We start from the raw sequence: 21726 nt of genomic DNA on the forward strand, positions 1-21726 counted from the left end.
ACGTCATGAAAACCATCAACCTGTTCTCGTGGTCCGTGCTGCTTGCCTGTCTGCTAACTGGCATCTCATTGATGTCGTGTTCAGATTCGGCAGAGGTGCCGCAGGAAATTCAGGCGCTGGCCGATAAGCTACCTGAATCGGTCGATTATAACCTGCACGTCAAGCCCATCATTTCGGATCGCTGTTTCAAATGCCACGGCCCCGACAAGAGCAAAATTGAAGCGGGGCTGCAACTGGCTAATTATGAGGGGGCTACCAAAACCCTGAAAAGCGGGGTGGCGGCTATCGTACCGGGAAATATTGGCAAAAGTGAGCTGATCAAACGCATTCTGAGCCACGACCCGGAAGACGTAATGCCCACGCCCAAATCGAACCTGACGCTCACCGACGAAGAAAAAGCGATCCTCGTGAAGTGGGTGCAGCAGGGTGCCGAGTACAAAGAACACTGGTCGCTGATGGCTATCAACAAGCCGGATGTGCCCCGCGTGGGCGCGAGCCTCTGGGCACGTTGGGGACTGGCCAGCGACGAACAGACGCGCTGGGTCAGGAACGATATTGACCGGTTTACGCTCGACAAAATGAACCAGCGCGGTCTGAAACCCTCGCCCGAAGCCGACAGAACGACGTTGCTCCGGCGGGTGTATATGGATTTGACCGGCCTGCCGCCCACGCCCGCCGAGGTCGAAACGTTTCGGAGCGATACCCGGCCCGATGCCTACGAACGAGTGGTCGACAAACTGCTGGCTTCGCCCCATTTTGGCGAACAACAGGCCGTTAGCTGGCTCGATCTGGCCCGTTTTGCCGATTCGCAGGGCTACCAGGACGATCCCATGCGCAATGCTTATCCGTACCGCGACTGGGTGATTCGGGCGTTCAACCAGAACAAGCCCTTCAACGAATTTGTGACCGAGCAACTGGCGGGTGATCTGCTGTCCGGCCCCGTTTCGCCCGCCGTTCATCGCGACCAGCTGGTGGCTACGTCGTTTAACCGGCAACACGCCCAAAGTGGCGAAAATGGTATTGTGCCCGAAGAGTACCGCATTGAATACGTTGCCGACCGCACGAATACCTTCGGCAAGGCTATGCTCGGCCTGACGTTTGAATGCGCCCGCTGCCACGACCACAAATACGACCCCATTCTGGCGAAGGATTATTATTCACTCTTCGCCTTTTTCAACCAGAACAAAGAAACCGGGCAAATCACACACAACGGTGAAGCCTGCCCCACCGTCATGCTGCCCTCCGCCGAGGTAGAAAAAACAGTCCGTTATATCCATACTCACCTTAAAACCCTTGAGCCGAAGCTTAACCCCAACAGCTACCGGCCTGCCTTTGCCCGCTGGGCTGCTAACCCAAAACCAGCCTCCACCCTGACAAAGGGGTTGCTGGTTCATCTGCCCTTCGAGCAGGAAGTCAACGAAGGCTATGCCAATGCGACCGGCCCCGCCTACGAAGCTTACGTTAGCGGGGATAAGGAACGGAAGCCAAAGCCGGTACCGGGCCAAACCGGGCAGGGGCTGCTGCTTCAGGGCGATTGCGGCATTGGCGTGGCACTGGCGGGTGTTGATCGGGTGGATGGCAAGCTACAGGAACCGGCCAAACGATTCGGCAAGGGCCTGAACTTCGAGCGCAACCAGCCATTTTCGGTCAGTATCTGGGCCAACGTGATGCAGGCCGGGGTGGAAGGGTCCATTTTCCACCGGTCGAATTACGAAAATGAAGGCTACCGGGGCTACGGCCTGCGGCTGAATGCCGACGGAACGCTGCGGGTGTTGCTCAGCTACGTATGGCCCGCTAACTGCATCGAACTGCGAACCCGTCAGAAACTACCGCTTCGGTCGTGGCAACACCTCACGCTGACCTACAACGGCAACGGCAAAGCCAATGGCGTCCGGCTGTTTATCAACGGCAGCCTGGCCCCCTGCGAACTCATCACCGACAACCTGACCAAAGGCCTGCTGCACGGACCTTTTAGTACCAATAAATCGGGGCAGTTACCGGCTTTCGAAATTGGCAATGAGCAGCGGGAGAAAACCCTGCGACAAGTCATTGTGGATGAACTGCGGATTTATAATCGCCAGCTATCGGCGCTGGAAGTGCAGTCCCTGCGGTTCTCCGGCGGAACCGGAACGTCGGACGCAGTAGCGGGGTTGCTGGCTGTTCCGGCGCAGCGTCGGTCGCCCGTGCAGCAACAGTTGCTGCTGGAACACTACCTGCTGACGAGCGATTCGACGGTGGCTCGCTACAACCGGCAACTGGCCGACTGGCGTGGCAAAGAGGTAACGCTGCTGACCGACGTGCCGGAGGTGATGACCATGCAGGAACTTCCCGTCAGCCAGAGCCGAAAAACATTTATACTCAAACGCGGGGTGTTCGATGCGCCCGGCGAACCCGTTACCGCCGAGACACCCATCAAGCTGGGCAAACTACCACCCGGCTATCCCCGTAACCGGCTGGGACTGGCCCGTTGGCTCCTCGACGAATCGAATCCGTTATTTGCGCGGGTGATGGCGAACCGGTTCTGGCAACAGTACTTTGGTAACGGGCTGGTAAAAACACAGGAAGATTTTGGCAGTCAGGGTGAACTGCCCTCGCATCCCGAATTACTGGACTGGCTGGCCGTTCAGTTGCGCGACGATGGCCGTTCGCCGTGGGATGTTAAAGCCTTCATCCGTCGGATGGTAACCTCGGCTACCTACCGGCAGTCGTCCATCGCCACCAAAGAGCAGATCGAAGCCGACCCCGACAATAAATGGCTGGCCCGTGGATCGAGTTACCGCTATGCCGCCGAACAGGTACGCGACAATGCACTGGCCGCCAGTGGGTTGCTGGTGCGTGACATTGGCGGCCCCAGCGTGTATCCCTACCAACCGGCGGGCATCTGGGAGGCACTCGCTACCCGAAACACCGTCAGCTATCGGCAAAACCACGGCGACAGTCTGTACCGGCGAAGCATGTACACGATCTGGAAACGAACGTCGCCCCCGCCCATGATGCTCAACTTCGACACCCCCGACCGGGCGTTGTGTACGGTGCGTCGGCAGAAAACGGCCACCCCCTTGCAGGCGCTGGTTACGCTGAACGATCCGCAGTTTGTGGAAGCCGCCCGCGTGCTGGCTCAGCGAACTCTGAAACGTACCCGGACGCTGAACCAGCGAATCGATTCCTTTTTTCTGGCGGCCCTCTCGCGGCAACCCCGGCCCACCGAACGGACCCTGCTTCAGGCGCTTTACCAGACAGAGTTAGCCGGTTTTGCGAAAGACAAAAAACGAGCTGACGCCCTGTTGAAAACCGGCGAATATCCCGCCGATCCGTCGCTGAACCCGGCTGAGCTGGCGGCTTATACGGTGGTGGCAACGACTATTCTAAATTACGACGAAGCTTTAGTAAAACGCTGACCAACAATGGAAACAGACGTAGAAAATCAGATTCATGACCTGTTCAGCCGCCGGAATTTTCTGGGTCAGGCTGGCCTGGGGGTTGGTGCTGCCGCGCTGGCATCGTTACTGCCCCGGCAGGCAATGGCTTCGGCCAACCAACCCCAAGGCACGGACGGTCCTCATTTTTCGCCCAAAATAAAGCGGGTCATCTACCTGTTTCAGAGTGGCGCGCCCTCTCAACTCGAAACGTTCGATTATAAGCCCAGACTGGAAGCCATGTGGGGCCAAAACCTACCCGAATCAGTCCGGAACGGACAACGGCTCACGGGCATGTCGGCGGGGCAAAGTTCATTTCCGCTGGCGGCCTCGCTCTTCAAATTCGCGCAGCATGGCCGGAGCCGGGCGTGGGTGAGTGAACTATTGCCGCACCACACCAAAATAGTGGATGACGTGACGTTCATCAAGTCGATGTACACGGAGCACATCAACCACGATCCGGCAGTGACGTTTATCCAGACGGGCAACCAGATTGGCGGACGGCCCTCGATGGGGTCGTGGATGAGCTACGGCCTGGGATCGGAGAACAAAAACATGCCTGCCTTTGTGGTGCTGCTCTCCAAAGGCCGCTCCGGCGATCAGCCGCTGTACGCCAAGCTGTGGAGCAATGGATTTTTGCCTTCCACGCATCAAGGCGTCATTTTCCGGTCGGGGCCAGATCCGATTTTCTACCTCAATAATCCGGCTGGAATTGACAAAACCTCGCGCCGGAATATGCTGAATACCCTGGCCAAAATGAGTCAGGATCAGTACAAGCACGTGCTCGACCCCGAAATCAACAACCGGGTGCAGCAGTACGAAATGGCTTATCGGATGCAGGCGTCGGTACCCGAAACCTTAGACATTGCCAGCGAACCCGATTACATATTCGATCTGTACGGCCCCGAAAGCCGCATTCCCGGCACGTTTGCGGCCAACTGCCTGCTGGCCCGAAAATTAGCCGAGAAAGACGTGCGGTTCATTCAGCTCTACCACCAGGGCTGGGATCAGCATTTTAACCTGCCTAAAGACATCAAGACCATGGCCTCGTCGGTGGATCAGGCATCGGCGGCCCTGATTCATGATTTGAAACAGCGCGGTTTGCTGGACGATACGCTGGTGATCTGGGGGGGCGAATTCGGGCGGACGAACTACTCGCAGGGCAAGCTGACGAAAGACAATTACGGCCGCGATCACCATCCCCGCTGCTTCACGGTCTGGCTGGCCGGGGGCGGCATTAAAAAAGGATTCACCCTGGGCCAGACTGACGAGTTCAGCTATAACATCACCAAAGATCCCGTTCATGTCCACGATTTGCAGGCGACCATTCTGCATTTGCTGGGCCTTGACCATGAGAAACTTACGTTCAAATTCCAGGGTCGCCGGTACCGCCTGACCGATGTAGCGGGCAAGGTTGTAAAACCAATTCTAGCGTAGCAGGCATCAGCCATACAGCGACGCCATGCCCGTGCAGAAAACTGATTTTCAATTGTAACCAACATGACTGTTCATTTCTACCTTCTGCTTTTTTCAATCCTGATGGCTTCGCCATTTTGCTGTGCTCAGTTAGCTACGACTACCGGTGAATTGATCTTTCAAACCGGGTTTGACGGCAATAGCCGCGTGGTGAAAGATGTTGGCAGCAATGACCACGGCGCGTTGCTGGAATACATCGACGGTATCGACACCGGTGTTTCACCCCCGGCAAACTGGCAAACGGACTGGCAACGCATCGTAAAAAACGGTCGGATGCAACTGCAATACACCGGTGGCGATTCGACCAAACGATTTGCCCGCGTGATAGCCGAGCCGGGCAATCCCGCAAATAAGGTGCTCCAGTTTTGGCTCGATGACTCGTGGCTGGCGTCTGAAGGCCAGAAAAAGGCGCGCATACAGGCCAATATATACGGCATTAAGAATGGCTACACCGAGTTTTATCAATCGGTTCGGGTGTTTTTGACGGCCGATTTCAATGCGCTGAAAACGTATCCGCATCCCATTAGCTGGTGTACCCTTTCCGAATTCTGGAACAACGAGTGGTGGGTAAAAGGCGAGCCGTATGGATTCCGGATTACGCTTGGTATTGGTAAGCCAAGTGCCGGAGAAAGCGAACTGAATTTTATACTGAACGCCGAAAATGCCGGGCAAAAAGAAGTATGGCACGCCGAGCCCACTACATCCAATGTGGCGGTGCCCATTGGAAAATGGTTTACGATGGAGTACTATTTTAAAGAAGGAAATCAGACCAACGGCCGGTTCTATCTGGCCATTACACCGGAGGGCCAGCCCCGGCAGGTGGTCTACGACATCACCAACTTCACGCACAACACCGCCGACCCGGCTCCCAGTGGATTGACCGGTTACAATCCGATGAAATTATACACCTCGAAGGAACTGATCAATCACGTAAAAGCGCAGGGGAAAACGCTGCAGATTTACTGGGATGATTTTAAGCTGTGGAAATACAAACGCCCAGGCACCTAAAAAACGAGACGACTATCCCGGCCTCTGCCACACAGCGGGGGCATCTGCACGTAAACCGAATAACTGTATCTGATCGCACAAGCCTGCCAGGAGCACCCGAAATTTTGCTTTATGTGGTTTGTGCTCGTGAGTCTGCAAAGCCGCGTCCAAATGGCAACGCCATACAAAACACAGCAACGACGTGTTTGAGAGCATTCGGTTTGACGAACCGGCGGCTTTGTTCGGATTGCCAACCCGGAAACACTATTCCGGCAAATCCGCCCGAAAAACATCACCATGCAGAGCAAACCGGTGCCTCATTAAAAACACCATCCGTGGCGTCACCTTCGATAAGGTATCACCCGAATGAATTACCACGTAGCCAGTAACCCAGTTGGTCTGAGCGCAAGCGGTCTGAATTAACGAAAATAGTAATCAAATGCACAGCAGTAATCGTAGAAAATGGTGCATTGAACTCCGTGTAGTTTAAATAGTCTCAGGTCGCCTTTATCCTTTTAATCTGATAAAACATTCAGCCTCCTGGTCTAATAATCAACCTCCAGGTTAAGCACCCTCCTTAGCTCGTGCAGGGCCGGGTTTTTCTCGGCGAGGTAATTGTATTTATCCTGCGAGCTGTAGATCATCTTCTTGACCTCCTGCACCGTAACCTGGTGTTCCAGTTGAATCTGACTGTTCTGGAGTTCACTGCGCAGATAGCCCAGCAGCTCCGGCTTTACTTCGGTCAGGTAGCCCACTTGCAGGGTGTTGTCGAGGGTTATGTGGATGGTTGTTCCCTCAAGAAGAATATCCCTATTGAGAATGAGCTGCTCCGAGGCCGAATCGTTCTGCTGTTGCCTTATTTTCGAGAAGGCACGCCATACCTCCTGTAAGTCTTCAAACGTAAACTGTTTATCCGGCCGGGTTGGAGCCGTCGAAATGACTTCTGCTACCGTATCGGCTAACGGCTGAATCGGCCCCGTTGTCAGCGGAACCGTCGATCGCAAACGGCTGGTAGCGGGGCGCTGGGGCGGAGCGATCTGTGGTTTTGCCCGAATCTCCGGCTTTAGTGATGTTGTTGACAGAGCCGCAGGCGAATCGATAACGCCAACGGGTCGGTCGGGCGTTGTAACCGGAGTTGCCACCGCGCCTGGTGAGGCTACCGCAGGCGTTGCAGCCAAATGGCCATTGCTAGTAGCCGCAACGGCATAACCGTTTGACTGAGGCTGTACATTCGTGTTGCTCCCGTTTGTGGGCTGATAGCCATTTACGGGTTCACTCGTTATGGGGTGACTTTCGACTAGTTGACCGCTAGTTGGCGCTTGCCGGGACTGGCTGAGCTGGTGTTCGCCGTTTTTTTTTTCGTCCCCCGGTTCCGGGGTAGTAAAGCGTTCGGTCGAGTGCGTACCGTTTTGCGGTAGGCTCAACTCGGGCATGGCGTCCCAGTTGAGCAGGTTACGCAGGTTGGCCAGCTTCATCAGCCAGAGCTCGGTGTGTAGCCGCTGGTCTTTGGCCTGTTTGTAATTCATATCGCACTGACCGCCTAAGCTGAGCGCCGACAGCAGGAACGACATCGGAGCCCGCATAGCCTGGTCGAGGTATTGCTTGCGAACGTTTTCCGTTACCTGCAACAGCTGCACCGTAGCGGCATCTTTGCAAACCAGCAAATCCCGAAAATGGCGGCAGAGACCCACAATAAACTGGTGCCCGTCAAATCCCTTTCGTAGAATTTCATCGACCGTGAGCAGGCTTTGCGGAAGCTTTCCCGCCAGCAACAGATCGGTCAGTTTGAAGTAATAATCGTAGTCGAGAATGTGCAGGTTGTCCAGCACTTCCTTGTATCGGATAATTCGATCGGCTGCGAAGGTCACGTTCAGGTCGAACATCGACAGGGCATCGCGCAGACCACCATCGGCTTTCTGGGCGATCAGGTCGAGGGCTTCCGTTTCGGCGGTAATGCCTTCTTTCCGGGCAATATCCGCCAGGTGGCTGGCAATGTGCTGCGGCTGAATCCGGTTGAAATCAAAAATCTGACAGCGCGACAGAATCGTTGGCAGGATTTTATGTTTTTCCGTTGTGGCCAGAATAAAAATGGCGTAGGACGGTGGCTCTTCCAGCGTTTTCAGAAAGGCGTTAAAAGCCGCCGACGAGAGCATGTGGACCTCGTCAATGATATAAATCTTGTACTTTCCCGACTGGGGCGGATAGCGAACCTGATCGATCAGGTTACGGATATCCTCAACCGAGTTATTGGAAGCAGCATCCAGTTCGTGGATGTTGAACGATGCATTTTGATTGAAACTCACGCACGATTCGCAGGCATCGCAGGCTTCACCTTCGGCAGTCAGGTTCTGGCAGTTGATCGTCTTGGCCAGAATCCGGGCACAGGTGGTTTTGCCGACACCCCGCGGGCCACAAAATAAAAACGCCGACGCTAAGTGATTGGTCTTGATCGCGTTCTTTAATGTGGTAGTAATGTGTTCCTGCCCAACGACCGTGTCGAAGGTAGCCGGGCGATACTTGCGGGCCGAGACCACGAAATTTTCCATACTCAAAGTTAGCAACGGTGGGGGTGAAAGGCAAATGGGATTTTGGTGGAGTGAGTGGAGGTACTTCACCAAAATCAAATCTCTTTCCCACAATGGGGGCATACTTTTCGCTGGGGGGGCTTATGTTCCCGGATGTGCTCATTAAATCCGGATACCAGAATACCGGTCGGCAAGGCAAACAGCCCGATACCCAAAATAGCGGTGATGCCACCGAGCAGTTTCCCCAGTGGAGTTATGGGATGAATATCGCCGTAGCCGACGGTTGCCATGGCCGAAACACCCCACCACATGGTGGCCGGAATGCTCGAAAACTTGTCGGGTTGAGCCGGATGCTCGACATAGTACATCACGCTCGATACAATTATTAATATGAAAATGACAAGCATGGTACTAAGAATCAGCTCTTCTTTCTTATCCGTTACTACACTCTGAATCATGCGGAAGGCGTGAGAATAGCGGGAGATACGAAAGAGTCGGAAAATACGGAACAGGCGGAAAATACGAACAATGGCCAGGTCAGTAGCAAAGAGCGTAAAGTAGAAGGGGAAAATGGCCAGGAAGTCGATCAGGGCACTGGTGGAGAAAATATACCGGATTCGCCCCCAGAACCAGTGTCTGTACTTTTCATTTTCAACGCATACCCAGATGCGCAGCACGTATTCGATGGTGAAAAAGCTTACTGAAAACAACTCGAAATCAGTAAATAAACGTGCGTATTGTCTGTTGTACTCCGGAACGGTGTTTAGAACAATGGCAATGGTATTGAGCGTAATAATCGTAATTAACAGCAGGTTGAAGGCCAGCTCTATACCCCGGCGTTTACCGGTCGTTGTTTCCAAAAGTCGGTATAATGATTTACGAAAGTGTAGCATGATAAGAACGGTCGGTCGATCTGCAAGCTACTAATCAAATACCGAATTTGTATTGCGTTCGATGCGAAGGCGTTACCTGGCTAAAGGTTGTATGTCGCTGTTAGACTGTTGTCTATAATACCGTATGGTAAAGAAAATAGTCACGGCTGCCACGGTGGCCAGCCCGCCCGCCAAAAGGCCGATGGTTGGCGCAGAGACATAATCCAGGGCATGGCCCGATAAGTAGGTACCAAGAATGTCGGACAGATTGACAAAGGCCATATACGTAGTAAACTGTGATCCCTCTACTCCTTTTCGGCAGATGGCCATCAGGACAGGCATGGCCGCAACGCTGATGATGGGGTCCATAAAGTACAACGCGACAAGACCCGTTTGGGCCACCTGCCGCTGAACCCAGTAGGCTGCCAAACCATTGAAGCTAATCAGATAAACAGCTACTACGGTCAGTACAATCACCAGTAACCGACGCGGACTGATTCGGTCGGCAATATAGCCACCCATCAACGCGGCCCCCGTAGCAACGAGCATACCATAGGTGCCGGTCAGTACAGATACGGACGTATCGGCCCAGCCGAGCACACGAATCAGCTGATAGCTATACGCCCTCGAAAACAGGCTTACACTGACATAAGCGGCAACGATAGCGCCGAATAAAAGCAGGCTGCGTTTCGAAAACAACCCTTTAAATAACTCCGTAAAGAGCCATTGAAAACTATGGTCCGGCTGTTTCGTTCGTTGGTTGGCGTTCGTTCGGGCGGTTGCGGATGAGCGCTTGAAGGAGGGTAACAGCCGGTCGCCGGGTTGTTCGCGAATAAAGAAGGTGATGGCCGTTAACGTCAGCAGGCAAAGAGATTGACTGAGGGCTGCGTTAAAGAACCCGTAATTGCGCAGTAATTGAGAAAATACGGCAGCGCCAACGCCAGTTCCGATCAGGAAGCCTGCCCGCATAAAGGCGTTGACTCGCCCGCGTTCATCTTCGGCAATGACCGTAATCGCCATGGCATCTACACTGGCATCCTGAACAGCGGCAAATATACTGTGCGTGAAGAAAAGCCAGGCCAGTGTGGTGATCTGAGTAACGGGGTTATGGACAAATAAAAGACTCAGCGACGCCAGAAATGCCAGAAACTGCGCCCCCACGACCCACGGTTTTCGGCGGCCCATGGAAGACCCCTGATAGCGGTCGATGAGTGGCCCCCATACGAACTGGAAAGCCCAGGGCAATCCGACAATGGCGGCAAATGAACCAATAACCGACGGCTTCAGACCTTCAGCAGTGAGGTAGTTGGCCAGGGCTGTCAGGGAAAAACCAGCCGGGATTCCCTGCATAACATACAGGTAAAAGAATACGGCATAGCGTAGCCACCGGCTCCGGCTCAGCGTGAGTGGATAAGAAGAAGTAGGGGAAGCCGTTAGCACAAGTCTGGTTAATCTATTTGTTGACAGATTAAACTATCAATACCTAAACATGTACGACTGAACGATTAATAAATATGTTTCGGGAATTCTCGAACTATCCTGCAAAAAAACCGTTATTTTATTGCAAGACCCGGATAATCTCTCTAACATTGTCCGCGTTTTGAGCGCAACAACCAATGGCAAAGCTCGTTTATCTACCGACTTTCTTCCATACTACGCCATTTCGGTTTAGGTCCGAAAGGACTATATCATTTTGTTTGCCTATGTGGTAAACTATTTCCGCCGTTTTTCTCGTTTTATTCATCTAAAATCAGCACGGATTACGCTGTCTCCGTTTTGCGGCTTTACAACCGCCCAATAAACGACAATGATCACACCCGAAATAGTTAACGATTTATATATCGTTCAAGTCGCGAATGAAAACCATTTGCGGTTAGCCGAAACCATCTGCCATGAAATGGAAGAGAGTGCAAAAGCCCGGGGCACCGGTATTGCCAAGCGCTCGCCCATTTATGTGATGGAAAAAATGCTGGAAGGCAAAGCCATTGTCGCCATGACGCTCTCCGGCGAGTGGGTTGGCTTCTGCTACATCGAAACCTGGGAGCACGGCAAATTTGTGGCTAACTCCGGCCTGATCGTGCACCCCGATTATCGTAAAAGCGGTATTGCCACGCGCATCAAAGCCAAGGCTTTTGAACTGTCGCGGGCGATGTTCCCAACGGCTAAGATCATTGGTATCACAACGAGTCTGGCGGTGATGAAGATCAACTCCGATCTTGGCTACCAGCCTGTAACACTCAGCGAACTACCCGGCGATGATGCCTTCTGGAAAGGGTGCCAGACCTGCACGAATTTCGATATCCTGACGCGTACCAACCGAAAGCATTGCCTCTGTACCGGTATGCAGTATGATCCGGAGGAACATAAGAAGGAGCAGAAAGACGAGAACTGGAATTTCCTGAAAGAATCGAAGTTATACGAACGCTGGATGCGTATTAAAAACCGTATTCTGATGCGCATTAGCCCGTCCGAACGATTGCGTGCACAGCGCAACCGTGAGCTGGAAACGGCCTGAGTCGTATTGGCACATTTATAGAAAAGCCCGGAATTGATTCCGGGCTTTTCTGTTTTTAAGTGCTTTCCCCACCTGCAAGTTCTCAGTTATAAGATGGTTGATCTCATGATAGGGCGTATTTTCAGAAGCGCCGGTCTGCTGATGATTGCCTTTATTACGACAAAAAGTAAATCTTAACAATTTGTTAACATTAGATTAATATTGGGATAAAAAATTATATTCTGTTATCAGGGCCACTTTTTCTTATTTATAATTAAAAACAGGTAGATAATTAATTAAATAAGAATAATGTTTGTTTTACGCTAAATTGGGTAAAGGTCTGGCTAAAAAATAGAGAGAGGGTAGTCCCTGTTTTGGTAATATTTACATAATATTAACGTAATATTGACATAACATTAGTCGCCAACAGCTCCGGGCTGCTTCAAGACGAGGGTATTTGTTCAATCATTTAATCACATTGAAGTCATGAAAAAGAATTTAGCTCTTCTCATGCTGGTAGGCTTCCTGGCAACGCAAGCCTACGCTGCGCCGATAAAAACAAGTAAACCCAAGGACGCCAAGGCAACCCTGGAGAATCAGTTGTCGAAATATGTCTCGTATCCCGATGCTCTCAAGCCAACACAACAGCCGGGTGTCGTTGTTATTCAGTTCAAGGTAAATGCTGCCAATGAGCTTTGCCAACTGGAGGTATTCAGTAAAAATGAACAACTTAATAATACCCTGATTCGCCAGCTAACCGGCAAAAAGATAAATGGATATGGTAACGACTCGGACGAGCTATATACGGTTCGGCTTCGTTTTCAGCCAGAGTAAGCACATCTCTTAATAAGTAGTCGGTCGTTGTCTGGAGTTACTATCCCTGACAACGACCGACTTTTTTGTGACTTAACTTTTTTGGTTCACGAGGGGTTAGCCAGTAAACAAACCCACCAAACCCCATGTCTGAACCGCTCTCGCTGGTCTGGCTCCGGCGCGATTTGCGTCTGCACGATAATGCCGCTTTATACCACGCCCTTAAAAGTGGCCGTCCCGTTGTTCCGGTTTTTATTTTCGACCGCGTTATTCTCGACGCCCTGGAAGACCGTCTCGACCGGCGGGTTGAGTTCCTGGTTCAGGAAGTGAACCGCCTGCATGATGAACTGGCAAAACTGGGATCGACGATCATTGTGCGCTACGGGAAGCCGGTGGATGTCTGGAAAGAGTTGATCGGGCAATATTCGATTGGCGATGTGTTTGCCAATCACGACTACGAAGTGTATGCTAAGGAGCGCGACAAGGCCGTAGGCGAACTGCTTTCCGAAAACGGCATCGGTTTTCATACCAGCAAAGACCAGACCATCTTTGAGCGCGACGAGGTACTTACCGGGAAAAACACATCCTACACCGTTTTTACGCCCTATAGCCGCAAATGGAAGAATACCCTGACGGATTTTTACCTGAAGGCATATCCTACCGAAAAATACGTGAAGCAGTTCTGGCAAACAGATCCGTTACCCGTCCCAACGCTGAACGACATGGACTTTCAGCCCGTGGGGGAGCCTTTTCCTGGTCGGACGGTAGCTGATGAACTGCTTGATTCGTATAACAAAACCCGTGACTTCCCGGCTTTTCCCCATAGTACCAGCCAACTAAGTATTCATCTGCGCTTTGGTACGGTCAGTATTCGCGAACTGGCCCGGCAGGCAAAGGAAGCCGATGATCAAACGTTTCTGAGCGAACTCTGCTGGCGGGACTTTTACTTTCAGGTACTCGACCATTTTCCGCACGTTGAACAATACTCCTTTCGGCGGGAGTACGACCAGATCGAGTGGCGTAATAACGAAGATGAGTTTGATAAATGGTGCCGGGGCGAAACGGGTTACCCGATTGTGGATGCCGGGATGCGGCAGCTAAATACCATCGGCTGGATGCACAACCGTGTTCGAATGATCACGGCTAGTTTTCTGTGTAAGCACCTGCTCATCGACTGGCGGTGGGGCGAGGCTTATTTCGGTAAAAAACTCCGCGATTATGACCTGTCTGCCAATAACGGTGGCTGGCAGTGGGCGGCTGGTTCGGGCACGGATGCGGCCCCTTATTTCCGGGTCTTCAACCCAACGGCCCAGGCCCAGCGGTTTGACCCGAAAGGCGTTTATATTCGTGAGTGGGTGCCCGAAGTCGATCAGTCATCATACCCAAGGCCCATGGTCGACCACGTCATGGCCCGGCAACGCGCTATCGATACGTATCGAAAAGCGTTGGCGAAAGTGAAGTAGGGGAGGGGCGCGGGTTTGGGGTTGCTGGCGCGGGTATTTACCCGTGCCGGTTATTTTGCAAGCCGGTCCGGCGTCCCGGTTCGCTTGCGTCAGTGAATACTGACTTAATAAAAGGCACGGGCCAATGCCCGCGCCAGCAACCCCAAACCCGCGCCAGCCCTAAATACCTATGCCGGCGAATGCTCGTATGGACAGGTTTTTGTAGATTACACCTCTTTTTCCTGAACTATTCCACGACTCAGCCTCATGAGGTTACGGCTACTCCTGTTCTATTTTTTTTGTCTTTCGGGGTTCTGCTCGTCCGTTATGGCCCAGCAGCGGCTTCGCCTGAGTGTTGTGGTGCGGGATGGCATCACTAAAAAGCCGCTTCCTGGTGCCAGCTTGTTGATTGCTGAGACAAAACTGGGCGGCCGAGCTGATAGTGCCGGTGTCATTTCAATAACCCATCCGCCGGGGGTTCTCACGGCTTATGTATCGGCAGTGGGCTATTTTCGCGGGCGTGAAACGGTCGTTCTGGATTTCAACAAACGCGTCGAATATTATCTCCAGCCCCGCTCTACGGATCTGGATGAGGTTGATGTACGTGCCATTCGCAAGGATAAAAACATTAAAGATGTACAGATGGGGCAGATTCAGCTGAGCATGCCCGAGCTGAAACGGATGCCGGTTGTCCTGGGTGAACCCGACATCCTGAAAGCTCTCGCCCTACAGGCGGGTGTCACCACGGCGGGCGAAGGAGCGGGCGGCTTCAACGTCCGGGGCGGGCGGGCCGACCAGAATCTGGTACTGGTCGATGGGGCTCCCTTGTTCAATACCTCGCACCTGCTCGGTTTCTATACGAACATCAACCCCGACATGGTGCAGGACGTGAGTCTCAACAAAGGTGCTTTTTCGGCTCAATACGGCGGGCGTGTGTCGTCTTTACTGTTAATGAGTACCCGTAACGGGAATAAAGACGGCTGGCGGGTATCGGGTGGGGTGAGTCCGGTGAGTATTCGGGCGGTGGTCGATGGACCAATTACAAAAAAACTAACCCTGCTCGCTGGTGGGCGTGTCGCTTTCCCAAACTACCTATTGCAAGCGTTTCCAACGGCAAGCGTCAAAAACAGCCGGGCTTTCTTTTACGATGGCAATCTTAAACTAACGTATACACCCAACGAACGGAATACCATTTCGTTGTCGGCCTATCGCAGCCAGGACCACTTCCGGTTTCCGGGCGATACGCTTTACGGCTGGCAGTCAAACGTGCTAACGGGTCGCTGGAGTTACCTCATTCGCCCCAACGTTCAGCTTAATCTGGCGGCTCTGTATAGTGGTTACCGGTTGAATGTCGATGGTGTCACACCGAATCTGGAGTTTCGTTTTACGTCGCATATCGAGCAGCGGGAGGGGAAAGCCGACGTATTTTATACGATCAACAAGGCCCATAAAGTACAGGTTGGGGTGAACGGTATTTTGTACGGTATTCAAACCGGTGCCATTCAGCCAGCGGGCGATCTATCGAGCATTAATCCGAAACAAATTAATCCCGAACGGGGGCGGGAACTCGGCGCCTATGTTAATACCGAGTGGGAGTTAATGCCCACTGTTACCCTAATGGCTGGGCTTCGTTATTCGGCCTTTGCATTGCTGGGACCACAAACCGTTTATGGCTACGCGGAGAATGTGCCGTCTTCGCCCGAAACCGTAACCGATTCGGCGCTGTACCGTTCGGGTCAGGTGGCGCAGACATATGGCGGTTTTGAACCCCGGCTGGCTCTGCGTGTACAACTGGCCAGGAATACGGCGCTTAAAGCCAGTGCCGGGCGAACGCGTCAGTATTTGAACCTTATCTCCAATACAACCGCCATTACACCCCTCGATTTCTGGAAGCTGAGCGACCGCTACCAGCCGCCCCAGATCGCCGATCAGGTATCGCTGGGGGTGTTTCAGAATTTGCTGGATAACGGACTTGAGTTGAGTGTAGAAGGATATTACAAACGCCTTCAGAACCAGATCGAATACCGCTACGGAGCTGATCTTATCCTGAATCCGAAACTCGAAACGGCCCTGGTTCAGGCAGCCGGTAAAGCCTACGGAGTTGAGTTTGGTTTGAGTAAGATCATGGGACGACTGACCGGCCAGCTTAATTATACCTACGCCCGTTCGCTGATTGCGGTGCAAACGTCCTTCGACGCCCTCCGGATCAATGGCGGTGCCTATTATCCGGCTTATATCGACCGCCCTCATACGGTCAATGTACAGGCCCGCTGGTCGATGCCGCACAACTGGTCGTTTTCGGGCAATTTCGTTTATTATACCGGCGTTCCCGCCACTTACCCCGACGGGCAGTACACCTACAATGGCGAGCCGGTTCAGGACTATTCGCGCCGGAATGCCGACCGCATTCCCGATTACCATCGGCTGGATGTTGCCTTCTCTAAAGATACCCGCTTCAATAAGGCGCAGAAACGGTACGGCATCTGGACGCTGGGTATTTACAACCTGTACGCACACAAGAATCCGTACTCCATTTATTTTACCCGGTTCAACCAGCGCACCGAGTCGTACCGGCTGTCGGTATTTGGTACCATGATTCCTTCCATAGCTTACAATTTCTTCTTCTAGCCATGCGTCAGTTTATCATTTATATACTTATTCTGACGGCGTTGGTAGCTTGTATCGATCAGGTTCAGCTACCCATTCGGACGGAGGTCCCGCGTTTGGTGGTCGAAGGTCAGATTACGAATGAAGCTCCCCCGTATACCGTTCGGCTAACCTATACGGGTAAGTATGGTGGCGAGGGTGGGCAGAATGTGAATGATCAATACGTGGCTGGTGCCCAACTTACACTTGCCGACGACCAGGGGCGTTCCACCCGTTTTGCATCGACCGGTTCGGGCATGTACCAAACGACCGATGCCACCTTTCGTGGGCAGGTTGGCCGCGCCTATACCCTAACGGTGACGCTGACCGATGGCAGACGCTATGTGACCAAAGCCGAACGAATGCCCGCCGTACCACAAATCGACAGTGTCTCGGCCAGGTTGGTCAAGACTGGAAATTTGGCCATTCCCTATGCATTTTCGTATGGCGCTAACACAACTGATCCGGCTGGTGAGCAGAATTATTACCGCTGGACGGCTTATGGCTACACTAACCGCCTGTCGGTAGGTGTACCTTGTAGTCTGGGGAGCCCCAATCTTTGCAATAATCGCTGCTGGACAATGGTGTCGACTAATGTTGTAAACGTGTTCAGTGATGAAGCCATCAACGGTAACCCGCTGCGGAACCGATTTGTCCTGCAAATACCGATTTATACAATCGCGCCCCAACTGGTTGACGTGCAGCAGTACGCCATCACGCAAGCGAATTACCAGTTCTGGAAACTTTATCAGCAGCAGAACGCCCGTACGGGGAGTATTTTTGATCCCTTACCAGCACCCGTTACCGGCAACCTCGTGAATGCCAGTGACGCGACCGATTTGGCAAGGGGGTATTTTTCGGTAACGTCGGTTACCCGTCGGCGACTTCGTCAGCAGGAGTACCCTGGTGTTGTTTTTTACCCGGCTTTGGTCAGTTTTATCAGTAGTCAGATAATCCCGCCCGGCGATTGCCGGGATACGTACGGTCGAAATACCCCCCTTCTGGAGCCGAGTGGCTGGTAATTACAGTTTCCACTGCACAACCCAGCCGGGCTTCACCACTTTAGGGCGCGGAATACCGGCCAACCCGGTTGTTGGGTTCAGGGCGATGAGCGTAAGTGGAATGGTTGTTTTTGTTTGGGCCGATATGGCTTTGGTAGCCCGGAAGAAAACGTTGCCATAGCTATCAATATCATCGATGATGGCGTAGAGCATATCTCCCGCTTTGAGGGTACTTTCTTCAATCTGGACCGTCTCGGTAAGCGCAAAAGACCAGCTTTGGCCAATTTTTAACTGACCTGCCTGTACCAGACGTGTCGCCACATCGCCCACAAAAACAGACGGGCTGCCGGAGGTGTTTTTAAGCAACTTATTCAACAGGCTGTCCATAACGACCACTTCGTGCCGGATCGTTGGTGTCTGACTGCCGAGCGAAGCATCCAGGCTGGGCATCGACTCAATTGGGATGCCACTCACTACCGGTTCCTGGTCCTGAAGCCAGCCCATCCGTCGGGCCTGTTCGCGCTCCTGTTCGTAGGCATTAACCCCCGACGCCAGCATCAGGCCTACCGCGTCTATACCATAGGATGGATTGGTAAATAGCTGTTTCATGGCCAGAATCCGGTACAGGTAGTAGCCAGTTTCGGGATTCATGGTCATGGTGTAATAGTCACGGTGGCCCACTTTGGTAATCTTGCGTTGAACCATGCCCACGCCCCCGTTGTAAGCAGCCGCCACGAGCGTCCATGAGCCTAGTTTACGGTACAGAAAGTTGAGGTATTTGCAGGCGGCCTCCGTCGACTTGAGCAGGTTAGTACGTTCATCATGACCGGGAGTGATGGATAGCCCCATATCCTGCGCGGTATCGTCCATGAACTGCCAGTACCCAACTGCTCCGGCCGATGATACGGCATTCGCCTGCCAGGCGCTTTCGATCAGAGGCAAGTACTTAAAATCATTGGGAATGTTATACTGCTCAAGAATGGGCTCAATGACGGAGAAAAAAGGAGCCGAACGGGCCTTCAGTGCGTTCAGGCGACGTGCGTAGCCCGAACTACTCGCCATGGCGAAGGCTAGCTTAGCCGAAACGGTACCCTGTTCGGTTGGGACAACTTCGCCACAGAAATGCAGGCGAGCCGGTCCGGTTAGGGAGCGTTTATGAGTAGAGGAAGAAAGATTGGGCTTGTTGCTTTTTGCCGAACTCGTCTTTTTTTGCGCCCAGGTGGGGCTGTTCAGTAGTGAGCCACTTAACAGCAGTACGACAATGCGTATAGTGGATAGAGCCAAAACAAACGACCAGTTGTTGAACGTCTAAATAACGGTGTTCTACCGCCCTTTAGTTCGTGGAAGATAACAGGATGACGTACCGGCTGTTAGAAAAACGGCATAGTTTTTGGCGTTAAAGCGCCTTCCAGGTTAGTATCCAGCCCGATTTTAACTGGGTAAGGTCGGATAAATTAATGCCAATTCGCCCGGTAGAAGCATCTACGGCTGATAAGGCGAGCGAATAGGTTTGTTTCTCGCTGGCTGAATAGAGCCGATCGGAGCGTAGATAAACCTTATTGGTTTTTGGATCGATATCCTCAATGATGGCGTATAAAATATCTCCTTCCTCTACTTCCTGACCGCCCGCGATGCCGTCGCGGGTGAGGTGAAAGACCCATATCTCACCTCGCTGTAAGCCAGACGGTTCGGTTAGCTTTGCCTTGATGCCGCCCCGAAAAACATCCGCTGCATTGGGGAGCGGAATATCCATCAATTGCCCTTTTACCCGATTCAGCTTATCGTCAATGGGCGTAGCCACAGCTACCTTCGTTGCTTCGTCCATGACAACCTGAGGGATCAATATTTCATCGTCATCGAACTGGTCATCTGACAACGACGGCAAAGGGCTGGTTAGGGTGGCCAGCATTTGCTCCGGAATGAGGTGCTGATAGGAGCGGCAGTTGGTGAATAACTCTTTGAAGGCCAGAATCCGATACAGGTATTTACCCGTTTCGGCGTTTAAGCGCAGGTAGTAGTAGTCCCGCTGCTGTTGTCGGCGAATGTTGTTCAAAAGAGCCCCTATCCCGTTATTGTAAGCGGCTGCCGCCAGCGTCCAGGAACCCAGTCGATTATACAGGTACCGCAAATACCGGCAGGCAGCATGAGTCGATTTAATGAGATGTTGCCGTTCGTCAACGCCCTTTTCGATCGTCAGGCCTAGTTCTCGGGCGGTGGCGGGCATAAATTGCCAATACCCAACAGCCCCTTTAGGCGACACGGCAAAACCCTGCAATGCACTTTCAACGAGCGGCAGGTATTTAAAGTCCAGGGGAATGTCGTGGGATGATAAAATGGGTTCAATAACCGGAAAGAAAACGGCTGCCCGTTTACGTATGCGTAAAAAAGCCTGATTTTGCGATGCGTTACGTGCCAGTGCTGAGACTAACCGCCGGGCGATAACTTCTTCATGTATGGGTACTGATTCCCCGCAAAAATAAACAGGAGGTAACATGGTTCGCAGTACCGGATCAAATGTTGGTGCAGCGTAGACAGAGACATCAACGGAGGCAGCAGTAGCCGGAGTGTATTTGGGCGTATAAGGCGATAAAACACTGGCCACAACCAGTGCAGTCGCTAGCAGAAGTGGGGCTAATAAGTTTATCAACGGTCAAGTATAGTTTTAGTCGATGGCGGATTGTTAGTATAGTCGATTTGTCGTAACCTATTTACGTCGAGTATTTAACCAATTTGGTAAGTTTGGTAACAATCAATAATTATGCCAACGACACGCTTATTTGTAGAGTTTTGTTTATTTTTTTTCGTACTGATTAGTTGGTTATTTACGGATCAGGCATAAAAAAAGCCGCTTGGAAAAGCGGCTTTCAGGTAATAGAAGTCGTGTAGATTATAACCAGTCCCAGAAATGCAACGGACGAATCCCTTCGCCTTTTTTCCATTCCAGGAAGCGCGGCCGACGGAACCGAAGCACCATCAGGCCCATCATTAACTTTTTAATGGGCAAATGGCTACCCTGTTTTTCAAGGTCAGTATTTGGAATGTTTTTTGCCGTTGCTGCCTGGGCAATAAGCTGTTGTGTATCCGATGGCGCCTGCGTTAGCGCCGTATTGGGGCGCGGACCCCAGGTGTTCATAAACTCTTCATCGACCAGTTCAATTGTTGGCGCATCTTTTACCTTTTTCGGCAACGCAAGTGGCTTATGCCAGCTTGGTAAGGGCTTAACAAGCTCGGCAATCGTTGCGCCACTAACCAGCAGCGCATACTGGCGGGGGTTGGTTAATAACTCCTTAAAGGCCAGAATCCGGAACAGGTAGTGACTCGTTTCCCGATGAAGCCGGAGCCGGAAGTAATTGGACTGGCCCTGCTGCTCCATCTTATTACGGACGTGGGTGATCCCACCGTTATAAGCAGCCGCAACCAGGGTCCAGGAGCCTAACTCCCGGTAAAGCTGGTGAAGGTGCCGACAAACGGCAACCGTTGCTTTCTGTAGATTGTAGCGCTCATCAACTGTACTGTTTACGGTTAACCCCAGTTCGCGGGCGGTTCCCGGCATCAACTGCCAATAGCCCGATGCGCCTTTGTAAGACACACTGCTGTTATCGAGGGCACTTTCGGCCAGCGGCATAAACCGGAAATCGCGGGGAATCTTGTATTTCCGAAGAATAGGGTCAATGATGGGGAAGAAGGTGGATGCTCTGGTTCGCAGGTCGATCAGAAAATCCTGTTGAGCACCGTACAGGCGAAGGGTTTGGAGCCACCGGCGCGATACGCGGGGCTCATCGACCGGCACTTCTTCTCCGCAGAAATAAATTGGAAATACACGTTTTGTCGAGTCAACGACGAGTAGTTCGGGGTTATTCAGGCCACTTGATGACAGCAGCGACCGGCTCGTGTCGGCTCCTAAATTTGGGAGCGCCGGAGCCGCCATACCGATACCCGGTTTTATGGCAGCCATGAGCAGTGAAAAACTTACCTCTTTTATCAAAATTACATTAGTTGTTGTGGCACATAGAGACACGAAAACCCGTACCTAAGTAACGGGTCTGTGCTGTTT

The 21726-nt window shown here is 52.4% G+C and carries 14 protein-coding genes; 8 read left to right on the forward strand and 6 right to left on the reverse strand.

Annotated elements, in window-relative coordinates:
• Positions 1-5: 5 nt before the first annotated feature.
• The 3 genes from CRO74_RS18915 to CRO74_RS18925 all read left to right on the forward strand — a co-directional run bounded on the left by CRO74_RS18915 (position 6) and on the right by CRO74_RS18925 (position 5900).
• Positions 6-3398 carry a DUF1553 domain-containing protein gene (locus tag CRO74_RS18915; protein ID WP_097127879.1) on the forward strand — a complete coding sequence of 1131 codons (3393 nt, stop codon included), beginning with the start codon at positions 6-8 and terminating at the stop codon, positions 3396-3398.
• Between the two features lie 6 nt (positions 3399-3404).
• Entirely contained in the window at positions 3405-4853 is a 1449-nt protein-coding gene (locus CRO74_RS18920; protein ID WP_097127881.1) for a DUF1501 domain-containing protein, read from the forward strand.
• A 63-nt stretch (positions 4854-4916) separates the two neighbouring features.
• A complete protein-coding gene (locus tag CRO74_RS18925) occupies positions 4917-5900 on the forward strand; it encodes a hypothetical protein (protein ID WP_097127883.1) in 984 nt (327 codons plus the stop codon).
• Positions 5901-6424: 524 nt separating this feature from the next.
• Here CRO74_RS18925 and CRO74_RS18930 read toward each other — a convergent pair.
• The 3 genes from CRO74_RS18930 to CRO74_RS18940 all read right to left on the reverse strand — a co-directional run bounded on the left by CRO74_RS18930 (position 6425) and on the right by CRO74_RS18940 (position 10716).
• On the reverse strand, positions 6425-8425 hold the full coding sequence (locus CRO74_RS18930) for a DNA polymerase III subunit gamma/tau (protein ID WP_097127885.1): 2001 nt from the start codon (positions 8423-8425) through the stop codon (positions 6425-6427).
• A 74-nt stretch (positions 8426-8499) separates the two neighbouring features.
• Positions 8500-9297, reverse strand: a complete 798-nt coding sequence (locus tag CRO74_RS18935) for an ion transporter (RefSeq protein WP_097127886.1) — start codon at positions 9295-9297, stop codon at positions 8500-8502.
• A 72-nt stretch (positions 9298-9369) separates the two neighbouring features.
• Positions 9370-10716 (reverse strand): MFS transporter, encoded by a 1347-nt coding sequence (locus CRO74_RS18940; RefSeq protein WP_097127888.1) that lies wholly within the window; start codon positions 10714-10716, stop codon positions 9370-9372.
• 367 nt (positions 10717-11083) lie between these two features.
• Between CRO74_RS18940 and CRO74_RS18945 the strand changes: the two genes are divergently transcribed.
• The 5 genes from CRO74_RS18945 to CRO74_RS18965 all read left to right on the forward strand — a co-directional run bounded on the left by CRO74_RS18945 (position 11084) and on the right by CRO74_RS18965 (position 17693).
• Positions 11084-11791, forward strand: a complete 708-nt coding sequence (locus CRO74_RS18945) for a GNAT family N-acetyltransferase (RefSeq protein WP_097127890.1) — start codon at positions 11084-11086, stop codon at positions 11789-11791.
• A 465-nt stretch (positions 11792-12256) separates the two neighbouring features.
• Positions 12257-12604: a hypothetical protein gene (locus CRO74_RS18950; protein WP_097127892.1), complete on the forward strand. Its 348-nt coding sequence runs from the start codon at positions 12257-12259 to the stop codon at positions 12602-12604.
• Between the two features lie 125 nt (positions 12605-12729).
• On the forward strand, positions 12730-14046 hold the full coding sequence (locus CRO74_RS18955) for a cryptochrome/photolyase family protein (RefSeq protein ID WP_097127893.1): 1317 nt from the start codon (positions 12730-12732) through the stop codon (positions 14044-14046).
• Positions 14047-14292: 246 nt separating this feature from the next.
• The gene (locus CRO74_RS18960; RefSeq protein ID WP_245877908.1) at positions 14293-16653 is read left to right on the forward strand and encodes a TonB-dependent receptor; all 2361 of its coding nucleotides are present in this window, start codon (positions 14293-14295) and stop codon (positions 16651-16653) included.
• 2 nt (positions 16654-16655) lie between these two features.
• Positions 16656-17693, forward strand: a complete 1038-nt coding sequence (locus CRO74_RS18965; protein ID WP_097127895.1) for a DUF4249 domain-containing protein — start codon at positions 16656-16658, stop codon at positions 17691-17693.
• Here CRO74_RS18965 and CRO74_RS18970 read toward each other — a convergent pair whose 3' ends face one another.
• The 3 genes from CRO74_RS18970 to CRO74_RS18980 form a co-directional block, all read right to left on the reverse strand.
• Positions 17694-18956 carry a lytic transglycosylase domain-containing protein gene (locus CRO74_RS18970; protein WP_245877909.1) on the reverse strand — a complete coding sequence of 421 codons (1263 nt, stop codon included), beginning with the start codon at positions 18954-18956 and terminating at the stop codon, positions 17694-17696. It abuts the gene before it with no gap.
• Between the two features lie 112 nt (positions 18957-19068).
• Positions 19069-20316, reverse strand: a complete 1248-nt coding sequence (locus CRO74_RS18975; protein WP_179830261.1) for a lytic transglycosylase domain-containing protein — start codon at positions 20314-20316, stop codon at positions 19069-19071.
• Between the two features lie 243 nt (positions 20317-20559).
• Positions 20560-21627 carry a lytic transglycosylase domain-containing protein gene (locus CRO74_RS18980; RefSeq protein ID WP_097127898.1) on the reverse strand — a complete coding sequence of 356 codons (1068 nt, stop codon included), beginning with the start codon at positions 21625-21627 and terminating at the stop codon, positions 20560-20562.
• Between the last annotated feature and the right edge of the window lie 99 nt (positions 21628-21726).

It is taken from the genome of Spirosoma fluviale (assembly GCF_900230225.1).
In the GTDB taxonomy this organism is placed as follows: domain Bacteria; phylum Bacteroidota; class Bacteroidia; order Cytophagales; family Spirosomataceae; genus Spirosoma; species Spirosoma fluviale.

Coding starts and splice junctions, on each gene's coding strand:
- CRO74_RS18915 (WP_097127879.1), top strand. CDS start 6: ATGAAAACCATCAACCTGTTCTCGTGGTCCGTGCTGCTTGCCTGTCTG.
- CRO74_RS18920 (WP_097127881.1), top strand. CDS start 3,405: ATGGAAACAGACGTAGAAAATCAGATTCATGACCTGTTCAGCCGCCGG.
- CRO74_RS18925 (WP_097127883.1), top strand. CDS start 4,917: ATGACTGTTCATTTCTACCTTCTGCTTTTTTCAATCCTGATGGCTTCG.
- CRO74_RS18930 (WP_097127885.1), bottom strand. CDS start 8,425: ATGGAAAATTTCGTGGTCTCGGCCCGCAAGTATCGCCCGGCTACCTTC.
- CRO74_RS18935 (WP_097127886.1), bottom strand. CDS start 9,297: ATGCTACACTTTCGTAAATCATTATACCGACTTTTGGAAACAACGACC.
- CRO74_RS18945 (WP_097127890.1), top strand. CDS start 11,084: ATGATCACACCCGAAATAGTTAACGATTTATATATCGTTCAAGTCGCG.
- CRO74_RS18950 (WP_097127892.1), top strand. CDS start 12,257: ATGAAAAAGAATTTAGCTCTTCTCATGCTGGTAGGCTTCCTGGCAACG.
- CRO74_RS18955 (WP_097127893.1), top strand. CDS start 12,730: ATGTCTGAACCGCTCTCGCTGGTCTGGCTCCGGCGCGATTTGCGTCTG.
- CRO74_RS18960 (WP_245877908.1), top strand. CDS start 14,293: ATGAGGTTACGGCTACTCCTGTTCTATTTTTTTTGTCTTTCGGGGTTC.
- CRO74_RS18965 (WP_097127895.1), top strand. CDS start 16,656: ATGCGTCAGTTTATCATTTATATACTTATTCTGACGGCGTTGGTAGCT.
- CRO74_RS18980 (WP_097127898.1), bottom strand. CDS start 21,627: ATGGCTGCCATAAAACCGGGTATCGGTATGGCGGCTCCGGCGCTCCCA.